The sequence below is a fragment of the Streptomyces sparsogenes subsp. cuspidosporus genome, assembly GCF_039532705.1.
In the GTDB taxonomy this organism is placed as follows: Bacteria; Actinomycetota; Actinomycetes; order Streptomycetales; family Streptomycetaceae; genus Streptomyces; species Streptomyces sparsogenes.
On sequence record NZ_BAAASD010000011.1, the window covers coordinates 100,739 to 118,320 of the forward strand.

Here is a 17,582-nt window from a genome sequence, read left to right on the forward strand (position 1 = left end):
GGAATCAGCCCACTTCTCATCGGTGCCTGGCCCCCGTGTCCCCAACCTAATTGATCGGGGACCGCATCCCGGGAACGAGGGCCACCAGACCGCCGGCGAACAGCGCGGCGGCCGCCAGCGCCGGTGTGTTGAGCCCCCAGGCTGCGGCGATGACCCCGCCGAGCAGGGCGCCGAGCGGGCTGCCGGCGATCGACAGGGTGCGGAAGGCGGCGCTGACCCGGCCCAGCATCTCGGCGGGGCTGCGCTGCTGCATCATCGTCACCTCCGTGACGTTCCAGATGATCCCGGCGAGGCCGAAGACGCCGAGGGCGGCCATGGCGGCCGGCAGCGCGCGGATCGTGCCCAGGGCGAGGAGGGCGGCGATCTGCGCGATACCGCACACCATGATCGTGGGGGCGCGCCCCAGCCGCTCCGCCACCCGCGCGGCCACCAGCCCGCCGGCCACGCTGCCGATCCCGTACACCGTGATGACGGCCGCGTAACCCGCGTCCCCGGCGCCCAGCCAGCCGGTGACGTGCAGCACCAGCGTGGCGATGAGGGCGCCGATGCCCACATTGCACAGCGTGGTGGACACGCACAGCGCCCGCAGCAGCCGGTCCCGCCACAGCACCCTGACGCCCTCGGCCATGTCCTTGCGGATCGTGCGCCCCGGCGCCCGGGGCTCCCGCCGCTCCGCCCGCGCGCCCCCGCCCAGCGAGGCGACCAGCGCGGCGGCGGCGAGATAGGTGACCGCGTCCGCCGCGTACGGCACCGCGGCGCCGAGCCCCAGGGCCACCGGCACCAGCGGCGCGCCCACGAACCGGCCCATGACCTCCTGGCCGGTCATCAGGCGTGCGTTGGCCCGGCTCAGGGCCTCCCGGGGCACCACGGAGGGCAGCAGGGCCGTGGCCGCGTTGTCGAAGAGGGTCTGCAGGGTGGTCAGGGCGAAGGCGAGGGCGAGCAGCAGGCCGATGGTGGCATGCCCCAGCCATACGGCGACGGCGAAGGCGGCCATCAGCGCGCCCCGGGCCGCGTCCACCGCCCACATCGCCCGCCGCTGGTCCACCCGGTCCGCGATGGCCCCGCCGAGCAGCCCGAACAGCAGCCACGGCAGGAATCCGCACACGGTCACCAGGGAGACCAGCACCGGGGAGTCGGTCAGTGAGACGGCCAGCAAGGGCAGCGCCGCCCCGCGCAGCGCGTCCCCGAACCGCGACACCACCGCGGCACCCCACAAGCGCCCGAACCCGCCACGCCAGGCGAGCGGCGCCTGCCGCGCCTGTCCCCCGGCGTCCTGGTCCGCCGCCTCCGCCGTGGTCATGCCGCCCCCTCGCGCCCGTGCCCCGACCGACCTCACGACCGTAGCCCCCACCACTGACAACGGCCCGGCCGCGCACCCCCGTCAGAGGTGCCCGGCCGGGCCGTCGTACCGTGCGCCGTCCTGCCTGTCGGTCAGATCTCGCCGCGGAGCTTGGCGAGGGCCTCGGCGAGGATCGCCTCGCCGTCGGCGTCGCTCCGCCGCTCCCGCACATACGCCAGATGCGTCTTGTACGGCTCGGTGCGCGGCGGGTCCGGCGGGTTGTCCCGGTCCTTGCCGGCCGGGAAGCCGCAGCGGGGGCAGTCCCAAGTGTCCGGGATCTGCGCGTCGCTGGCGAAGCTCGGCTGAGTCTCGTGCCCGTTCGAGCACCAGAAGGAAATGCGCAGACGAGGCGCCGATTCGCCTCGCTCCGCTTCTCCCATCGGCCCCGCTCCGACCCGACTTCCACGGATCGCGTTGCCACTTGCCACGGTCGTAACTCCCTGCGTGATGGTGCCGCGAAGCATTGGTAGGCAGCTCCGCTGCCGGGCGCCCCAGTCTACGTAAGGCCCAACGCGCGTCCAGTAAGAGGAGTTACACCCTCCCGCAGCCCGCGGCCGGGAGGTGCCCCCGAGGACGCAAGCCCATGATAGGCCGCGCTCACGACGGTACGTCAGCTATCGGCTCAATCGAGCTTGATCAGCAGGCCGAGCACGATGATGCACACGAACCACAGCAGTCCGACGACGACGGTGATCCGGTCCAGGTTGCGCTCGGCGACCGAGGAGCCGCCCACGGAGGACTGCATGCCACCGCCGAACATGTCGGACAGACCTCCGCCCTTCCCCTTGTGCATGAGCACCAGCATCATCAGCAGGACGCTGAAGATGATGAGGGCGATCGAGAACCCCATGACCACGGCTGGACCAACTCTCTCGGGCTTGGACGGAACGGTTGAGGAACGAGGGGGCCGGGTGGTGACGACCGCACCACCTCGACCCCCGCCAGGGTACGACGAGCGACCTGCTACGGCCTACTCACCGGCTGCTCGCCGGTTACCCACCGGTCTGCTCGCCGGTCGCTCGCCGGTCCGCTCACTGGTCGCGGAACCGGACGATCTTGACGAAGTCGTCCGCGTCCAGGCACGCTCCGCCGACCAGCGCGCCGTCCACATCCGGCTGGGCCATGATCGCGGCGACGTTCCCGGGCTTCACGGAGCCGCCGTACTGGATCCGGACCTTGTCGGCCACCTCCTGGCCGTAGAGCTCGGCCAGCCGGCCCCGGATGGCCCCGCAGACCTCCTGGGCGTCCTCGGGGGTGGCCACCTCGCCGGTGCCGATGGCCCAGACCGGCTCGTAGGCGATCACGATCCGCTCGGCCTGCTCGGCCGGGATGTCCTTGAGGCCCCCGTCGAGCTGCGCGAGGGTGTGGGCGACCTGATTGCCCGCCTTGCGCACGTCCAGGCCCTCGCCGACGCACAGGATCGGCACCAGGTCGTGCCGGAAGGCGGCCTTGACCTTGGCGTTGCACAGCTCGTCGGTCTCGGCGTGGTACTGGCGCCGCTCGGAGTGGCCGACCGCCACGTACGAGCACCGCAGCTTGGCCAGCATCGCGCCGGAGATCTCCCCGGTGTACGCGCCGGACTCGTGCGCCGAGAGGTCCTGGGCGCCGTACTTGATCTTCAGCTTGTCGTGCTCGACCAGGGTCTGCAGCGTCCGCAGGTCCGTGAACGGCGGCAGGACCGCGACCTCGACGGCCTCGTAGTCCTTGTCGGTGAGCGAGAAAGTGATCTTCTGGACATGGGCGATGGCCTCGAGGTGGTTGAGGTTCATCTTCCAGTTGCCCGCGATCAGCGGGGTGCGGTCACTCACGGTGTTCAGTCCTCCAGTGCGGCGAGGCCGGGGAGCGTCTTGCCCTCGAGGTATTCGAGGCTCGCTCCGCCGCCGGTCGAGATGTGGCCGAAAGCTTTTTCGTCGAAGCCCAGGATGCGGACGGCCGCGGCGGAGTCGCCACCGCCCACCACGGTGAAGGCCGGGCTCTCGACCAGCGCCTGGGCGACGGCCTTGGTGCCCTCGGCGAAGTCGGGGTGCTCGAAGACGCCCATCGGCCCGTTCCAGAAGACGGTGGCGGCGTCGGTCAGCTTCGAGGCGTACAGCTTGCGGGTCTCCGGGCCGATGTCCAGACCCTGCTGGTCGGCCGGGATCTCCGCGACGGAGACGGCCCGCGGGTTGGCCGGGGCCTTCGTCTTCAGGTCCGGGAACTCGGGGGCCACCAGGACGTCGACGGGGAGCACGAACTCCACGCCGCGCTCCTTGGCGCGCGCCAGGTACTCCTGGACGGCCGGGATCTGGTCCTCCTGCAGCAGGGAGGTGCCGATCTCGTGGCCCTGGGCCTTGAGGAAGGTGTACGCCATGCCGCCGCCGATGAGGATGCGGTCGGCCTTCTCCAGGAGATGGCCGATGACACCGAGCTTGTCGGACACCTTGGCGCCGCCGAGGACCACCGCGTACGGGCGCTTCACATTCTCGGTGAGCTGCTTGAGGACGTTCAGCTCGGCGGCGATCAGATCGCCCGCGGCGTGCGGCAGCCGCGCCGGGAGGTCGTACACGGAGGCGTGCTTGCGGTGCACCGCGCCGAAGCCGTCGCCCACGTAGAGGTCCGCGAGGGCGGCCAGCCGGTCGGCGAAGGCGCCGCGCTCGGCGTCGTCCTTGCTGGTCTCCCCGGCGTTGAAGCGCAGGTTCTCCAGCAGCGCGACATCGCCGTCGGCGAGCCCGTCCACGACCTGGCGGGCGCCGTCCCCGACCGTGTCGGCCGCGAACGCGACCTCCTTGCCGAGGAGTTCGCCGAGCCGCCGGGCGACCGGGGCGAGCGAGAAGCGGGGATCGGGCTCGCCCTTGGGGCGGCCCAGGTGGGAGGCGACGATCACCTTGGCGCCCGCCTGGACGAGCTTGGCGATGGTCGGCACGGCGGCGCGGATACGGCCGTCGTCGGTGATCGTCTCGCCGTCGAGCGGCACGTTCAGATCGGCGCGGACGAAGACCCGCTTCCCGGCGACCTGAAGATCGTCAATCGTCTTCACTGAGGACTCCTTGTTCATGGGACAGGGCCCGTACGACAGCGTCGTACCGGGCCCTGTCCTGGCTCATCGCGACAGCGGTCAGAGCAGGTAACGGCGGCTGGTCAGAGCTGGTTGCCGACGAAGACGGTCAGGTCGACGAGGCGGTTCGAGTAGCCCCACTCATTGTCGTACCAGCCGACGATCTTGACCTGCTTGCCCTGGGCCATGGTGAGCGAGGAGTCGAAGGTGCAGGAGGCAGGCCAGTTGACGATGTCCGAGGACACGATCTGGTCCTCGGTGTAGTCGAGGATGCCCTTGAGCTGGCCCTCGGCGGCCTTCTGGAAGGCGGTGTTGATCTCGTCCTTGGTGACCTCGCGGTCCAGCTCGACGACCAGGTCGGTGACCGAGCCGGTGGGCACCGGGACGCGCATGGAGATGCCGTCCAGCTTGCCCTTGAGCTGCGGGAGCACCAGGGCGGTGGCCTTCGCGGCACCGGTGGAGGTCGGGATGATGTTCTGCGCGGCGGCCCGCGCCCGGCGCCAGTCCTTGTGCGGGAAGTCCAGGATGCGCTGGTCGTTGGTGTACGCGTGCACCGTGGTCATCAGGCCCTTGGCGATGCCGAAGGCCTCGTCGAGGACCTTGGCCATCGGGGCGACACAGTTGGTGGTGCAGGACGCGTTGGAGATGATGTGGTGGTTGGCGGCGTCGTACTTGTCCTGGTTGACGCCCATGACGATGGTGATGTCCTCGTCCTTGGCGGGCGCGGAGATCAGGACCTTCTTGGCGCCTGCGGCCAGGTGCTTCGCCGCGTCGTCACGCTTGGTGAAGATGCCCGTCGACTCGATGACGACGTCGGCGCCGAGCTCGCCCCACGGGAGGTTGGCCGGATCGCGCTCGGCGAGCGTGCGGAACGTCTGGTTGCCGACGGTGATGGTGTCGTCGGTGTGGCTGACCTCCTGCTTCAGCCGACCGAGGATCGTGTCGTACTTCAGCAGGTGGACCAGAGTGGCGTTGTCGGTCAGGTCGTTGACACCGACGATCTCGATGTCCGCGCCCTGCTCCAGGAGCGCGCGGAAGTAGTTGCGTCCGATGCGGCCGAAGCCGTTGATGCCTACGCGGATCGTCACGAACCGATCTCCTCGTTGGTGTGCCGGTATGGACGCCGGCGAGCTGACTTGGATGTCCCCGACCGCCTCCGACCCTACCGCTATCACGGGACGTACGTGACATTGGCACCAGTGGCCATCCGCCACCGGAAAGGGGGACGGACCGCCCGCTCCGTCGACATCTCGGTCACGTTCTGTCACGTTCCGCCACGGACGGTCGACGCCGCGGCGCCCCCGGCTCCTCATGGGAACCGGGGGCGCGGACCCCTGACGTACGGTCAGCGGGTGCGGTCAGCCGGTGGGGTCAGCCGACCATGCCCTCGGCCATCTCCTCGGTCAGGCTGGACTCCGTCCCCGGGATCCCCAGGTCCTGGGCGCGCTTGTCGGCCATGGCCAGCAGGCGGCGGATACGGCCCGCGACGGCGTCCTTGGTCAGCGGCGGATCGGCGAGCGCGCCCAACTCCTCCAGGGACGCCTGCTTGTGCTCCATGCGCAGCCGCCCGGCCGCGGCCAGGTGCTCGGGCACCTCCTCGCCGAGGATCTCCAGGGCGCGCTGCACCCGGGCCCCGGCGGCGACGGCGGCCCGGGCCGAGCGGCGCAGGTTGGCGTCGTCGAAGTTGGCGAGCCGGTTGGCGGTGGCCCTCACCTCGCGGCGCATCCGGCGCTCCTCCCAGGCGAGCACCGACTCATGGGCGCCGAGCCGCGTCAACAGCGCGCCGATCGCATCACCGTCACGGACGACGACGCGGTCAACCCCGCGCACCTCCCGCGCCTTGGCGGCGATCTGGAGCCGACGCGCCGCGCCGACCAGGGCGAGCGCGGCCTCGGGGCCGGGGCAGGTCACCTCGAGCGAGGAGGAGCGGCCGGGCTCGGTGAGCGAGCCGTGGGCGAGGAAGGCCCCGCGCCAGGCGGCCTCCGCGTCACAGGTGGCACCCGAGACGACCTGCGGCGGCAGCCCGCGGATCGGCCGGCCGCGGCCGTCGACCAGCCCGGTCTGCCGGGCCAGTTGGTCACCGCCCGCCACCACCCGCACCACGTAGCGGCTGCCGCGGCGCAGCCCGCCGGGGGCCATCACCACCAGGTCGGAGGAGTGGCCGAAGATCTCCAGGATGTCCTTGCGGACTCTGCGGGCCGCGATGCCCGTATCGAGCTCCGCCTCGATCACGATGCGCCCGCTGACCAGGTGCAGCCCGCCCGCGAACCGCAGGATCGCCGAGACCTCCGCTTTCCGGCAGCAGGTGCGGGTGACGGGGAGCCGGGAGATTTCGTCCTTCACCGCTGCCGTCATCGCCATGGGCCGATCCTTCCATGCATCCGAAAAATACGGTCGTACGCGGCCGCCAGAAGCTCCGGGTCGTGTTTCGGAGAGCCGTCGGGCCTGGCCACCGGCGCCAGCTCGACCGTGCCTCCCAGCCGCTTCGCGGCCTCGCACAGACTGCCCTGGTCGGGGACGGCGGCCTCGTCGGCCAGCACCACGTCGAAGGCGAGTTTAGGGGCGTGTCGGGCCAAAACCTCCAAATGACGCTGCGGGGAGAAGCCGTCGGTTTCGCCCGGCTGGGGGGCCAGGTTCAGCGACAGGACCCGCCGGGCCTTGGTGTCGGTGAGCGCCTCGAGCAGCTCGGGGACCAGCAGGTGCGGGATCACGGAGGAGAACCAGGAGCCGGGGCCGAGCACCACCCAGTCGGCGTCCAGCACCGCTTCGACGGCCTCGGGGACGGCCGGCGGGTCGTTCGGCACCAGGTGGACCGACTGCACCTCGCCGGGGGTGAGCGCGACGGTGGCCTGCCCGCGCACCGTGGAGACCTCGTCCGGGCGGCTCGGATCATGGCCGCGGACGAACGCCTGGAGCTCCAGCGGGACCGCCGACATGGGCAGCACCCGGCCGTGCGCGCCCAGCAGCTTGCCGACCAGGTCCAGGGCCTCGACGTGGTCCCCCAGCTGCTCCCAGAGGGCGACGATCAGGAGATTGCCGACCGCGTGGCCGTGCAGCTCGCCCTCGCTGGCGAAGCGGTGCTGGATGACCCGGGCCCAGGTCTGGCCCCAGTCGTCGTCCCCGCACAGCGCGGCCAGCGCCTTGCGCAGGTCGCCGGGCGGCAGCACGCCGAGCTCGTCGCGCAGCCGCCCGCTGGAGCCCCCGTCGTCGGCGACGGTGACGACGGCGGTCAGATCGCCGGTGATCCGGCGCAGGGCGGCCAGCGAGGCGGACAGTCCCATGCCGCCGCCGAGCGCCACCACCTTGGGCTGCGCTCCCCGGCTCGTCCGGGATCCGACCAGCCGCCGCAGCCGTCTGGTCCGGATCGTCACTCGCGCCCCATGTCACGGTGGACGATGACGGTCTCGACTCCCTCGGCGGCGAGCCGGGCGGCGAGGCGCTCGGACATCGCGACACTGCGGTGCTTCCCGCCCGTACAGCCGACGGCGATGGTGACGTAGCGCTTGCCCTCGCGGCGGTAGCCGGCCGCGATCAGCTGCAGCAGCTCCGCGTAGCGGTCGAGGAACTCCTTGGCGCCGGGCTGGTTGAAGACATAGCCGGCGACCTCCTCGTTGAGCCCGGTGAAGGGGCGCAGCTCCGGGACCCAGTGCGGGTTCGGCAGGAAGCGGCAGTCCACCACCAGGTCGGCGTCGACCGGCAGGCCGTACTTGTAGCCGAAGGACATGACGGTGGCGCGCAGCTCCGGCTCCTCCTCGCCGGCGAACTGGGCGTCCATCTTGGCGCGCAGCTCGTGCACGTTGAGGCTGGAGGTGTCGATGACCAGGTCGGCGTCGCCGCGCAGCTCGCGCAGCAGGTCGCGCTCGGCCGCGATGCCGTCCACGATCCTGCCGTCGCCCTGGAGCGGGTGCGGGCGGCGCACCGACTCGAAGCGGCGCACCAGGGCCTCGTCGGACGCCTCCAGGAAGAGCACGCGGCGCTTCACGTTCTTGGCGGCCAGGTCGGCCAGGGATTCGCGGAGATTGTCGAAGAAACGACGGCCTCGGACGTCGACGACCACCGCGATGCGGGCCACATTGCCCTGGGAGCGGGCGCCGAGGTCCACCATGGTGGGGATCAGCGCGGGCGGCAGATTGTCGACGACGAACCAGCCGAGGTCCTCCAGGCACTTCGCGGCGGTGCTGCGGCCCGCCCCCGACATGCCGGAGATGATCACCAGCTCGGGGATGGCCGTCGCCTCGGCGGCATCCGGCGGGGTGCCCGTATTCACTTGCGCTCCGTCTCCATACTTCTCATGCTCGTTCATGTTCCCGTCCCCCGCGTCGATGACGACGCCGCGCTCGCGGCCTCGTCCTCAATGATCTCTCCTGTGGCGGTGTTCACCGCCGGGGCGGCCGGGGCCGCCGTGGCGAGGGCGGCGGCGACCGTTTCGGCGGTCTTGCGGCCCACCCCCGGCACCTCGCATATCTGCTCCACTGTCGCGGCGCGCAGCCTCTTGAGCGAGCCGAAGTGCTTCAGGAGGGCCTGCCGACGGCTTTCGCCGAGCCCGGGCACGGTGTCCAGCGGGCCGGCCTTCATGGACTTGGCCCGCTTGCTGCGCTGGTAGGTGATGGCGAAGCGGTGCGCCTCGTCGCGCACGCGCTGCAGGAGGTAGAGGCCCTCACTGCTGCGGGGCAGCACGACGGGGTCCTCGTCGTCGGGCAGCCAGACCTCCTCCAGCCGCTTGGCGAGGCCGCACACCGCCACGTCGTCGATGCCGAGCTCGTCCAGCGCCCGCTTGGCGGCGGCGACCTGCGGCCGGCCGCCGTCCACGACGACGAGCTGCGGCGGGTAGGCGAACCGCTTGGGCCTGCCGCTGTCGTCGATGGGCCCCGAGGTCGCTCCTGCCCCGTCGGCGCCCTCGTCGCCGGGGGCGCCGCCCTCGGCGGCCGGGCCCCACTCCCCGGTGTCGGTCTTCTCCTGCAGATAGCGGCGGAAGCGGCGGCTGACGACCTCGTGCATGGAGCGGACGTCGTCCTGGCCGACGAAGCTCTTGATCTGGAAGCGGCGGTACTCGCTCTTGCGGGCCAGACCGTCCTCGAAGACCACCATGGACGCCACGACGTCCTCGCCCTGCAGATGCGAGATGTCGAAGCACTCGATGCGCAGCGGGGCGGAGTCCAGCTCCAGGGCCTCGGCGATCTCCTCCAGGGCGCGGGAGCGCGTGGTCAGATCGGAGGCGCGCTTGGTCTTGTGGAGGGCGAGCGCCTGCTGGGCGTTGCGCGCGACGGTGGCCATCAGGTCCTTCTTGTCGCCGCGCTGCGGGATGCGCAGGTCGACCCGGGAGCCGCGGCGGTCGCCGAGCCACTGGGCGACCGGGGCGACGGGGTCGGGCAGGGCGGGGACCAGGACCTCCTTGGGCACCGCGTCGCCCTTCTCCTCCCCGTAGAGCTGCTGGAGCGCGTGCTCGACCAGGCCGGCGGTGTCGACGGCCTCCACCTTGTCGGTGACCCAGCCGCGCTGGCCGCGGACCCGGCCGCCGCGCACATGGAAGATCTGGACGGCGGCCTCCAGCTCGTCCTCGGCGACCGCTATCAGGTCGGCGTCGGTGGCGTCGGCCAGGACGACCGCGTTCTTCTCCATGGCGCGCTTGAGCGCCCCGATGTCGTCGCGGAGCCGGGCCGCCTTCTCGTACTCCATCTCCTCGGCGGCCTGCTGCATCCGCTGCTCGAGGCGGCGCAGGTAGGTGCCGGTGCGCCCGGCCATGAAGTCGCAGAACTCCTCGGCCAGCTCGCGGTGCTCCTCGGCGGTCACCCGGCCGACGCAGGGGGCGGAGCACTTGCCGATGTAGCCGAGCAGGCAGGGGCGGCCGATCTGGGCGGAGCGCTTGAACACCCCGGCGGAGCAGGTCCGCACCGGGAACACCCGCAGCATCAGGTCGACCGTCTCGCGGATGGCCCAGGCGTGGCCGTAGGGACCGAAGTAGCGCACGCCCTTCTTCTTGGGGCCGCGCATGACCTGGACCCGGGGGAATTCCTCATTGAGCGTCACCGCGAGGGAGGGATAGCTCTTGTCGTCGCGGTACTTGACGTTGAACCGGGGGTCGAACTCCTTGATCCAGGAGTACTCGAGCTGCAGCGCCTCGACCTCGGTGCTCACCACGGTCCACTCCACGGAGGCGGCCGTGGTCACCATGGTGCGGGTGCGGGGGTGGAGGTTCGCCAGGTCCTGGAAGTACGAGGAGAGGCGCGGGCGCAGGCTCTTCGCCTTTCCGACGTAGATCACCCGGCCGTGCTCGTCTCGGAACTTGTAGACCCCCGGCGACTCGGGGATCTGTCCCGGCTTGGGGCGGTAGCTGCTCGGGTCGGCCATGGTCACCACCCTACTGGCGGGGAGTGACAGTCCGGAGCCGCCCGGCCGCCCGGCGCGCGCTCGTCCCGATTCTGCCGTCCGTCGCGCGTAAACGTTTGCGCAAGCGTTTACGCGCGGCTTTCGATGAGGTACGTTCCTGCCCCATGGCGACCATGGCCGATGTGGCCCGGCGCGCGGGCGTGTCGGTGGCCACCGTCTCGCACGTGCTCAACGAGACCCGTCCGGTGCTCCCGGGCACCCGCGAGGCGGTGCTCGAGGCCATCGACGCCCTGGGCTACACCCACAACACGCTCGCCCGCTCCCTGGTCACCGCGCGCACCCGCTCGATCGGCCTGGCGGTGTCGGCGACCAGCAATCCGTACTTCACCGAGATCCTGCGGGGCGTGGAGGCCGGCGCGCTGGAGCACGGCTACGGCCTGCTCGTCGCCGACCCCCACGACGACCCCCTCCATGAGCGCAAGGCCGTCCAGTTGCTCCACGAGCGGCGGGTGGACGGGCTGATCGTCGCGGCCTCGGCCGAGCCCGGCGCGATGATCGACTATCTGACCCGCCACAGAGTCCCGGCCGTCTTCCTCGACCGTCTGGTCGGCGACGCCCACGACCAGGTGGGCGCCGACAACGCCTTCCACGTGGAACAGCTCGTGCTCCACCTCGCCGACCTCGGCCACACCCGCATCGGCCTGGTCGCGGGCGCGCCCGGGCTGAGCACCACCGAGGAGCGGATCGCCGGCTACCGCGCCGGGCTGCGCCGGCGGGGGCTGCCGTTCGCTCCCGAGCTGCTGGCCGGCGGCGACTCCGAGGCGGACGGGGCCCGGGCCGCCACCCATCGGCTGCTGGCGGCCGCGCGGCCGCCCACCGCGCTGGTCACCGGGAACAACGCGATGACCATCGGCGCGCTGCGCGCCCTGGAGGACGCGGGCCTCGGCGTCCCGGACGACATGGCGCTGGTCTGCTTCGACGACTTCTCCTGGGGCGATGTGTTCTCGCCCCGGCTGACCGCGATCGCGCAGCCCAGCCGCGAGATCGGCGCCACCGCGGTCAGGCTGCTGCTCGACCGGCTGGAGGACACCGCCCGCCCGCCGCGGACCGTCCGGCTGCCCTGTGCCTTCGTGCACCGCACCTCGTGCGGCTGTGCCCCCAGTCCATCCACTACGTGAGGAAGCGCCCCGTGATCGTCGTCGCCGGAGAAGCCCTGATCGACCTGGTGCCCGGCCGCCCGGCCCCCGACGGCCCGGTGCGGGCCGACGACCCCGCGCCGGAGCCGGCGCTGCCCGCGCTGCTGCCGCGGCGCGGCGGCGGCCCGTACAACACCGCGGTGGCGCTGGCCCGGCTGGGCTCGCCGACCGCCTTCTGCTCCCGGATCTCCACGGACGGCTTCGGCGAGGCGCTGCTGCGAGGGCTGCGTGACGACGGCGTGGACACCGCGCTGGTGCAGCGCGGTGCGGAGCCGACCACGCTGGCGGTCGCCTCGATAGGCGACGACGGCTCGGCGGGCTACGGCTTCTATGTCGAGGGCACCGCGGACCGGCTGTTCGAGCTGCCCGCGGCGCTGCCCGACTCGGTCGCGGCCGTGTCCTTCGGCACCTGTTCGCTGGTGCTGGAGCCGGGCGCGAGCGCGTACGAGGCGCTGCTGCGGCGCGAGGCGGCGCGGGGCGTGTTCACCGCGCTCGACCCCAACATCCGCGCCGGTCTGATCCCCGACGCCGACGCCTACCGGGCGCGGTTCCACGGCTGGCTGCCGCACGTCGGCCTGCTGAAGCTGTCGGAGGAGGACGCCGCCTGGCTGGCCGGCTCCCAGGACCCGGCGGCGGCCGCCCGGGAGTGGCTGGCGGCGGGCCCGGCGGCGGTGGTGCTCACCCACGGCGGGGACGGCGTCAGCGTGCTCACCCGGGACGGGGGCGGCTGCTCGGTGCCCGGCGTACGGGTCGAGGTGGTGGACACCATCGGGGCAGGCGACACGGTGAACGCGGCGCTGCTGCACCGGCTGGCCGCGCACCAGGCGCTGTCGGCGGACGCGGTGGCGAAGCTGGACGACGCGGCCTGGCAGGACGTGCTCGGCTTCGCCGCGCGGGCGGCCGCGGTCACCTGCTCCCGGGCGGGCGCGGAGCCGCCCTACGCGAGCGAGCTCTGACCGGGAGCGTGCCGCGGACCAGAAGCGTGCCGCGGACCGGGTAGCGTGCCGCGCCCTCGCCGGGGCGCGGCACGCTCCGGTCGCGCTACTTCGCGGCCGCGCGCCGTCCGGCCGCCGTCTTCGACGCGGCCTTCTTGACGGCGGTCTTCCCCGCGGCCTTCTTCGCTGCGGCCTTCTTGGCCGGGGCCTTCTTGGCCGGGACCTTCGCGGCGGCCTTGCTCCCGCCGCTCCGCGCGGCCGGCACCGCCGCGTCGCTCACCCGGCCGCCCAGCATCTCCCGCAGGAACTTGCCGGTGTGGCTGGCGGGGACGGAGGCCACCTCCTCCGGGGTGCCCTCGGCGACGACCAGACCGCCGCCGCTGCCGCCCTCCGGGCCCATGTCCACGACCCAGTCGGCGGTCTTGATCACATCGAGGTTGTGCTCGATGACGATCACGGTGTTGCCCTTGTCGACCAGCCCCGAGAGCACCTTGATCAGCTTGCTGATGTCCTCGAAGTGCAGCCCGGTGGTGGGCTCGTCCAGGACGTAGACCGTGCGCCCGGTCGAGCGCTTCTGCAGCTCGCTCGCCAGCTTGACGCGCTGCGCCTCGCCGCCGGAGAGGGTCGGCGCGGGCTGCCCGAGCCGGACGTACCCCAGCCCGACCTCGGTCAGCGTGCGCAGATGGCGGGCGATGGTCGGCACGGCCTCGAAGAAGTCGAGCGCCTCCTCGATGGGCATGTCCAGCACCTCGGCAATGGACTTGCCCTTGTAGTGCACCTCCAGCGTCTCCCGGTTGTAGCGCGCGCCGTGGCAGACCTCGCACGGCACGTACACATCCGGCAGGAAGTTCATCTCGATCTTGATGGTGCCGTCGCCGGAGCAGTTCTCGCAGCGGCCGCCCTTGACGTTGAAGGAGAAGCGCCCGGGCTGGTATCCGCGGACCTTGGCCTCCATCGTCTCCGCGAACAGCTTGCGCACATGGTCGAACACGCCGGTGTACGTCGCCGGGTTGGAGCGCGGCGTGCGGCCGATGGGCGACTGGTCGACATGGACCACCTTGTCGACCAGGTCGTCGCCGGCGACCCGGGTGTGCCGGCCGGGGACGGCCCGCGCCCCGTTCAGCTCGCGGGCCAGATGGGTGTAGAGGATGTCGTTGACCAGGGTGGACTTGCCCGAGCCCGAGACGCCGGTGACGGCGGTGAGCACGCCGAGCGGGAAGGACACGTCGATGTCCTTCAGGTTGTTCTCCCGGGCGCCGTGCACGGTCAGCCGCCGGGCGGGGTCCGTGGGCCGGCGCATCGCCGGCAGCTCGATGGCCTTCTTCCCGGCCAGGTACTGCCCGGTCATCGAGTCCTCGTTGGCCAGCAGCTCGGCGAGCGGCCCGCTGTGCACCACCTTGCCGCCGTGCTCACCCGCGCCCGGGCCGATGTCCACCACCCAGTCCGAGGTCTTGATGGTGTCCTCGTCGTGCTCGACGACGATCAGCGTGTTGCCCAGGTCGCGCAGGCGCACCAGCGTCTCGATGAGCCGGTGGTTGTCGCGCTGGTGCAGGCCGATGGACGGCTCGTCCAGCACGTACAACACGCCCACCAGGCCGGAGCCGATCTGGGTGGCCAGCCGGATGCGCTGCGCCTCGCCGCCGGAGAGGGTCCCTGCCGCGCGGTTGAGCGAGAGGTAGTCCAGGCCGACGTCGACCAGGAACCGCAGCCGCTCGTTGACCTCCTTCAGCACGCGCTGGGCGATGGCCTTGTCGCGGGCGCTCAGCTTGAGCGCCCGCAGGAACTCGGCGCACTCGCTGATCGACATCGCGGAGACCTCCGCGATGGAGCGGCCCTCCACCGTGACGGCCAGGATGAGGGGCTTGAGCCGGGTGCCCTGGCAGGTGGGGCAGGGCACCTCGCGCATATAACCCTCGAAGCGCTCGCGGCTGGAGTCGCTCTCCGCCTCCGAGTACCGCCGCCTGACGAAGGGCACCGCCCCCTCGAAGGCCGTGGTGTAGGCGCGCTCCCGCCCGTAGCGGTTGCGGTAGCGGACCTCGATCTGCGTGCGGTGCCCGTTGAGCAGCGCCTTCTTGGCGCGCTGCGGCAGCCCGGCCCAGGGGATGTCCGTACGGAAGCCGAGGGCGTCGGCGAGCGCCCCGTACAGCCGGGCGAAGTAGTCCTTGGTGTGGCCGTGGGACCAGGGGTGGATGGCGCCCTCGTCGAGCGACTTCTCCTCGTCCGGGACGATCAGCTCGGGGTCGACCTCCATGCGGGTGCCGATGCCGGTGCAGTCGGGGCAGGCGCCGAAGGGCGAGTTGAAGGAGAAGGAACGCGGCTCCAGCTCCTCGAAGGACAGGTCGTCGTACGGGCAGTAGAGGTGCTCGGAGAACATCCGCTCGCGCTGCGGGTCGTCCTGCTCGAGATCCACGAAGTCGAGGATCACCATGCCGCCGGAGAGGCCGAGCGCCGTCTCCACCGAGTCGGTCAGCCGCCGCTTGGCGCTGTCCTTGACGGTCAGGCGGTCGACGACCACCTCGATGGTGTGCTTCTCCTGCTTCTTGAGCTTCGGCGGTTCGGAGAGCTGGATGGTCGTGCCGTCCACCCGCGCCCGGCTGTAGCCCTTGGTCTGGAGGTCGGCGAAGAGATCGACGAACTCGCCCTTGCGCTCGCGCACCAGCGGGGACAGCACCTGGAAGCGGCTGCCCTCGGGCAGCTCGAGCACCTTGTCGACGATCGCCTGCGGCGACTGGCGGGCGATCGGGCGGCCGCACTCGGGGCAGTGCGGCTTGCCGATCCTGGCGAACAGCAGCCGGAGGTAGTCGTAGACCTCCGTGATGGTGCCGACCGTCGAGCGGGGGTTGCGCGAGGTGGACTTCTGGTCGATGGACACCGCCGGGGACAGGCCCTCGATGAAGTCCACGTCGGGCTTGTCCATCTGCCCCAGGAACTGGCGGGCGTACGACGAGAGGGACTCGACGTAGCGGCGCTGTCCCTCCGCGAAGATCGTGTCGAACGCGAGGGACGACTTGCCCGACCCGGAGAGCCCGGTGAAGACGATGAGGGAGTCGCGAGGGAGGTCGAGCGAGACGTTCTTGAGATTGTGCTCGCGAGCGCCACGGACGATGAGACGGTCGGCCACGCCGGTCGGCACCTTTCTTGAGAGAGGTGGGGGTCCGCGGGCCCCGCTCCCGTGAGGGGCTCTGCCGGGGCGCAGAGCCGGAGCGAGGCGAAAGCCCCCCGACCCAGGGTATGGGGGCGCTGCGGCGATGTCTTAAGGATGCAGCACACGAGCCTATAGCACGCACATTCGATTTGCGGACCGAGGACGACGGCTTCACCCGAACGTGTGGCGCGGACTACCGTCGGAACATGACCGACTACGCACGTGACGCCGCCGCGGTACGGGGCGCGACCGACCGGCTGCTGAGCGGGGTCTCCCGGCTGGACGAGACGGCCGTCCGCGAGCCCTCGCTGCTCCCCGGCTGGACCCGCGGCCACGTGCTGGCCCATCTGGCACGCAACGCGGACGCCCTGGTGAATCTCCTCACATGGGCCCGCACCGGGGTGCCGACCCCCATGTACCCCAGCGAGGACGCGCGGGACCGCGCCATCGAGGAGGCGGCGGGCCGCCCGCTGCCGGTCCACCTCGACGACCTGCGCACCAGCGCCTTCCGCTTCTACTCGGCGGCCGCGGCGCTGCCCGCGGCCCGCTGGTCGTACGAGGTCACCATGCGGCGCGGGGTCATCGAGCCCGCCGGCCGGCTGCCGTTCCGCAGGCTGGTCGAGGTCGAGCTGCACCATGTGGACCTCGGGATCGGCTACACCCTGGCGGACCTGCCCGCCGAGTTCGTCGAGCGGGAGCTCGACTTCCTCGCCGAGGTGAAGTTCGCCGGACACCCCGAGGTGCCGCCGCTGCGGCTGGTCTCGGGCTGGGGCGGCCGGGTCCGGTGGACCGGCCGCGCGGGCGAGGGCGCCGGTCCCGCCGTCACCGTCGAGGGCTCCCCCGCCGCCCTGTTGGGGTGGCTCACCGGGCGCACGGACGGGTCCGGCCTGTCCTGCCCCGACGCGCCCCTGCCGACCCTCCCGCCGCTAGGCTGAGCCCATGACGTACAGCGGAGCGGTGAAGGTCGGCGGACCGGCGGACGTGCACGAACTGACCGACCTGATGATCTCCAAGGTCGCGGTCGGCCGCATGAGCAACAACGCCTACCTGCTGCGCTGCCGCGCCACCGACGAGCAGCTGCTCATCGACGCCGCGGCCGAGCCGCACACCCTGCTGTCGCTCATCGGCGCCGGCGGCATCGCCTCCGTGGTCACCACCCACCGCCACCCCGACCACTGGGGCGCGCTGCGCGAGGTGGTGGAGGCCACCGGCGCCCGCACCTACGCGGGCCGCTACGACGCCGAGGGCATCCCGGTCCCCACCGACGTACCGGTCGAGGACGGCGACACGCTGCGCGTCGGCCGGGTCGAGCTCACCGCCCGCCGGCTGGTCGGCCACACGCCGGGCAGCATCGCCCTGATCTACGACGACCCGCACGGCCACCCGCACGTCTTCACCGGCGACTGCCTCTTCCCCGGCGGGGTCGGCAACACCCACAAGGACCCCAAGGCCTTCGAAAGCCTCATCGGCGACGTCGAGGCCAAGCTCTTCGACCGCCTGCCGGACGAGACCTGGGTGTACCCCGGCCACGGCGACGACACCACCCTCGGCGCCGAGCGCCCGCACCTCGGCGAGTGGCGCGAGCGCGGCTGGTGAGCGACGCGTG

General features: G+C 71.8%; 15 protein-coding genes. 4 read left to right on the forward strand and 11 right to left on the reverse strand.

The window, feature by feature from the left end; translation table 11 throughout:
• Nucleotides 1–46 precede the first annotated feature (46 nt).
• The 10 genes from ABFY07_RS16040 to uvrC all read right to left on the reverse strand — a co-directional run bounded on the left by ABFY07_RS16040 (nucleotide 47) and on the right by uvrC (nucleotide 10,721).
• Nucleotides 47–1,300 (reverse strand): MFS transporter, encoded by a 1,254-nt coding sequence (locus ABFY07_RS16040; protein WP_346175156.1) that lies wholly within the window; start codon nucleotides 1,298–1,300, stop codon nucleotides 47–49.
• 131 nt (nucleotides 1,301–1,431) lie between these two features.
• Entirely contained in the window at nucleotides 1,432–1,767 is a 336-nt protein-coding gene (locus ABFY07_RS16045; RefSeq protein WP_076971064.1) for an RNA polymerase-binding protein RbpA, read from the reverse strand.
• Nucleotides 1,768–1,961: 194 nt separating this feature from the next.
• A complete protein-coding gene (secG, locus tag ABFY07_RS16050; protein WP_065958451.1) occupies nucleotides 1,962–2,189 on the reverse strand; it encodes a preprotein translocase subunit SecG in 228 nt (75 codons plus the stop codon).
• A gap of 181 nt (nucleotides 2,190–2,370) precedes the next feature.
• On the reverse strand, nucleotides 2,371–3,147 hold the full coding sequence (tpiA, locus tag ABFY07_RS16055) for a triose-phosphate isomerase (RefSeq protein ID WP_346175157.1): 777 nt from the start codon (nucleotides 3,145–3,147) through the stop codon (nucleotides 2,371–2,373).
• 5 nt (nucleotides 3,148–3,152) lie between these two features.
• Nucleotides 3,153–4,355, reverse strand: coding sequence for a phosphoglycerate kinase (locus ABFY07_RS16060; RefSeq protein WP_346175158.1), 1,203 nt, complete (start codon nucleotides 4,353–4,355; stop codon nucleotides 3,153–3,155).
• Between the two features lie 101 nt (nucleotides 4,356–4,456).
• Nucleotides 4,457–5,461 carry a type I glyceraldehyde-3-phosphate dehydrogenase gene (gap, locus tag ABFY07_RS16065; RefSeq protein WP_065958443.1) on the reverse strand — a complete coding sequence of 335 codons (1,005 nt, stop codon included), beginning with the start codon at nucleotides 5,459–5,461 and terminating at the stop codon, nucleotides 4,457–4,459.
• A 283-nt stretch (nucleotides 5,462–5,744) separates the two neighbouring features.
• Nucleotides 5,745–6,734, reverse strand: coding sequence for a DNA-binding protein WhiA (gene whiA / locus ABFY07_RS16070; protein ID WP_065958444.1), 990 nt, complete (start codon nucleotides 6,732–6,734; stop codon nucleotides 5,745–5,747).
• The gene (locus ABFY07_RS16075) at nucleotides 6,725–7,744 is read right to left on the reverse strand and encodes a gluconeogenesis factor YvcK family protein (RefSeq protein WP_346175159.1); all 1,020 of its coding nucleotides are present in this window, start codon (nucleotides 7,742–7,744) and stop codon (nucleotides 6,725–6,727) included. Before ABFY07_RS16075 ends, whiA begins: the two co-directional genes overlap by 10 nt.
• Complete coding sequence (rapZ, locus tag ABFY07_RS16080; protein WP_346175160.1) at nucleotides 7,741–8,676, reverse strand: RNase adapter RapZ; 936 nt, start codon at nucleotides 8,674–8,676, stop codon at nucleotides 7,741–7,743. The genes ABFY07_RS16075 and rapZ overlap by 4 nt, the downstream gene beginning before the upstream one ends.
• On the reverse strand, nucleotides 8,673–10,721 hold the full coding sequence (gene uvrC / locus ABFY07_RS16085) for an excinuclease ABC subunit UvrC (RefSeq protein ID WP_346175161.1): 2,049 nt from the start codon (nucleotides 10,719–10,721) through the stop codon (nucleotides 8,673–8,675). Before uvrC ends, rapZ begins: the two co-directional genes overlap by 4 nt.
• 143 nt (nucleotides 10,722–10,864) lie before the next feature.
• On the opposite strand from uvrC, the gene ABFY07_RS16090 reads away from it, so the two are divergent.
• Both ABFY07_RS16090 and ABFY07_RS16095 read left to right on the forward strand, forming a co-directional pair.
• Nucleotides 10,865–11,878: a LacI family DNA-binding transcriptional regulator gene (locus tag ABFY07_RS16090; protein ID WP_346175162.1), complete on the forward strand. Its 1,014-nt coding sequence runs from the start codon at nucleotides 10,865–10,867 to the stop codon at nucleotides 11,876–11,878.
• 11 nt (nucleotides 11,879–11,889) lie between these two features.
• Nucleotides 11,890–12,852, forward strand: a complete 963-nt coding sequence (locus tag ABFY07_RS16095) for a carbohydrate kinase family protein (RefSeq protein WP_065958449.1) — start codon at nucleotides 11,890–11,892, stop codon at nucleotides 12,850–12,852.
• Between the two features lie 85 nt (nucleotides 12,853–12,937).
• Here ABFY07_RS16095 and uvrA read toward each other — a convergent pair whose 3' ends face one another.
• A complete protein-coding gene (uvrA, locus tag ABFY07_RS16100) occupies nucleotides 12,938–15,952 on the reverse strand; it encodes an excinuclease ABC subunit UvrA (protein ID WP_346175163.1) in 3,015 nt (1,004 codons plus the stop codon).
• A gap of 230 nt (nucleotides 15,953–16,182) precedes the next feature.
• Between uvrA and ABFY07_RS16105 the strand changes: the two genes are divergently transcribed.
• Nucleotides 16,183–16,911 carry a maleylpyruvate isomerase family mycothiol-dependent enzyme gene (locus tag ABFY07_RS16105; protein WP_346175164.1) on the forward strand — a complete coding sequence of 243 codons (729 nt, stop codon included), beginning with the start codon at nucleotides 16,183–16,185 and terminating at the stop codon, nucleotides 16,909–16,911.
• A gap of 4 nt (nucleotides 16,912–16,915) precedes the next feature.
• Nucleotides 16,916–17,572 (forward strand): MBL fold metallo-hydrolase, encoded by a 657-nt coding sequence (locus ABFY07_RS16110; RefSeq protein ID WP_065958452.1) that lies wholly within the window; start codon nucleotides 16,916–16,918, stop codon nucleotides 17,570–17,572.
• Nucleotides 17,573–17,582: the final 10 nt, after the last annotated feature.

Bases quoted from the DNA above. Each gene is read 5' to 3' on its own strand.
- secG (WP_065958451.1), bottom strand. From the start codon at position 2,189: ATGGGGTTCTCGATCGCCCTCATCATCTTCAGCGTCCTGCTGATGATG.
- ABFY07_RS16040 (WP_346175156.1), bottom strand. From the start codon at position 1,300: ATGACCACGGCGGAGGCGGCGGACCAGGACGCCGGGGGACAGGCGCGG.
- whiA (WP_065958444.1), bottom strand. From the start codon at position 6,734: ATGGCGATGACGGCAGCGGTGAAGGACGAAATCTCCCGGCTCCCCGTC.
- ABFY07_RS16105 (WP_346175164.1), top strand. From the start codon at position 16,183: ATGACCGACTACGCACGTGACGCCGCCGCGGTACGGGGCGCGACCGAC.
- rapZ (WP_346175160.1), bottom strand. From the start codon at position 8,676: ATGAACGAGCATGAGAAGTATGGAGACGGAGCGCAAGTGAATACGGGC.
- uvrC (WP_346175161.1), bottom strand. From the start codon at position 10,721: ATGGCCGACCCGAGCAGCTACCGCCCCAAGCCGGGACAGATCCCCGAG.
- ABFY07_RS16090 (WP_346175162.1), top strand. From the start codon at position 10,865: ATGGCGACCATGGCCGATGTGGCCCGGCGCGCGGGCGTGTCGGTGGCC.
- ABFY07_RS16110 (WP_065958452.1), top strand. From the start codon at position 16,916: ATGACGTACAGCGGAGCGGTGAAGGTCGGCGGACCGGCGGACGTGCAC.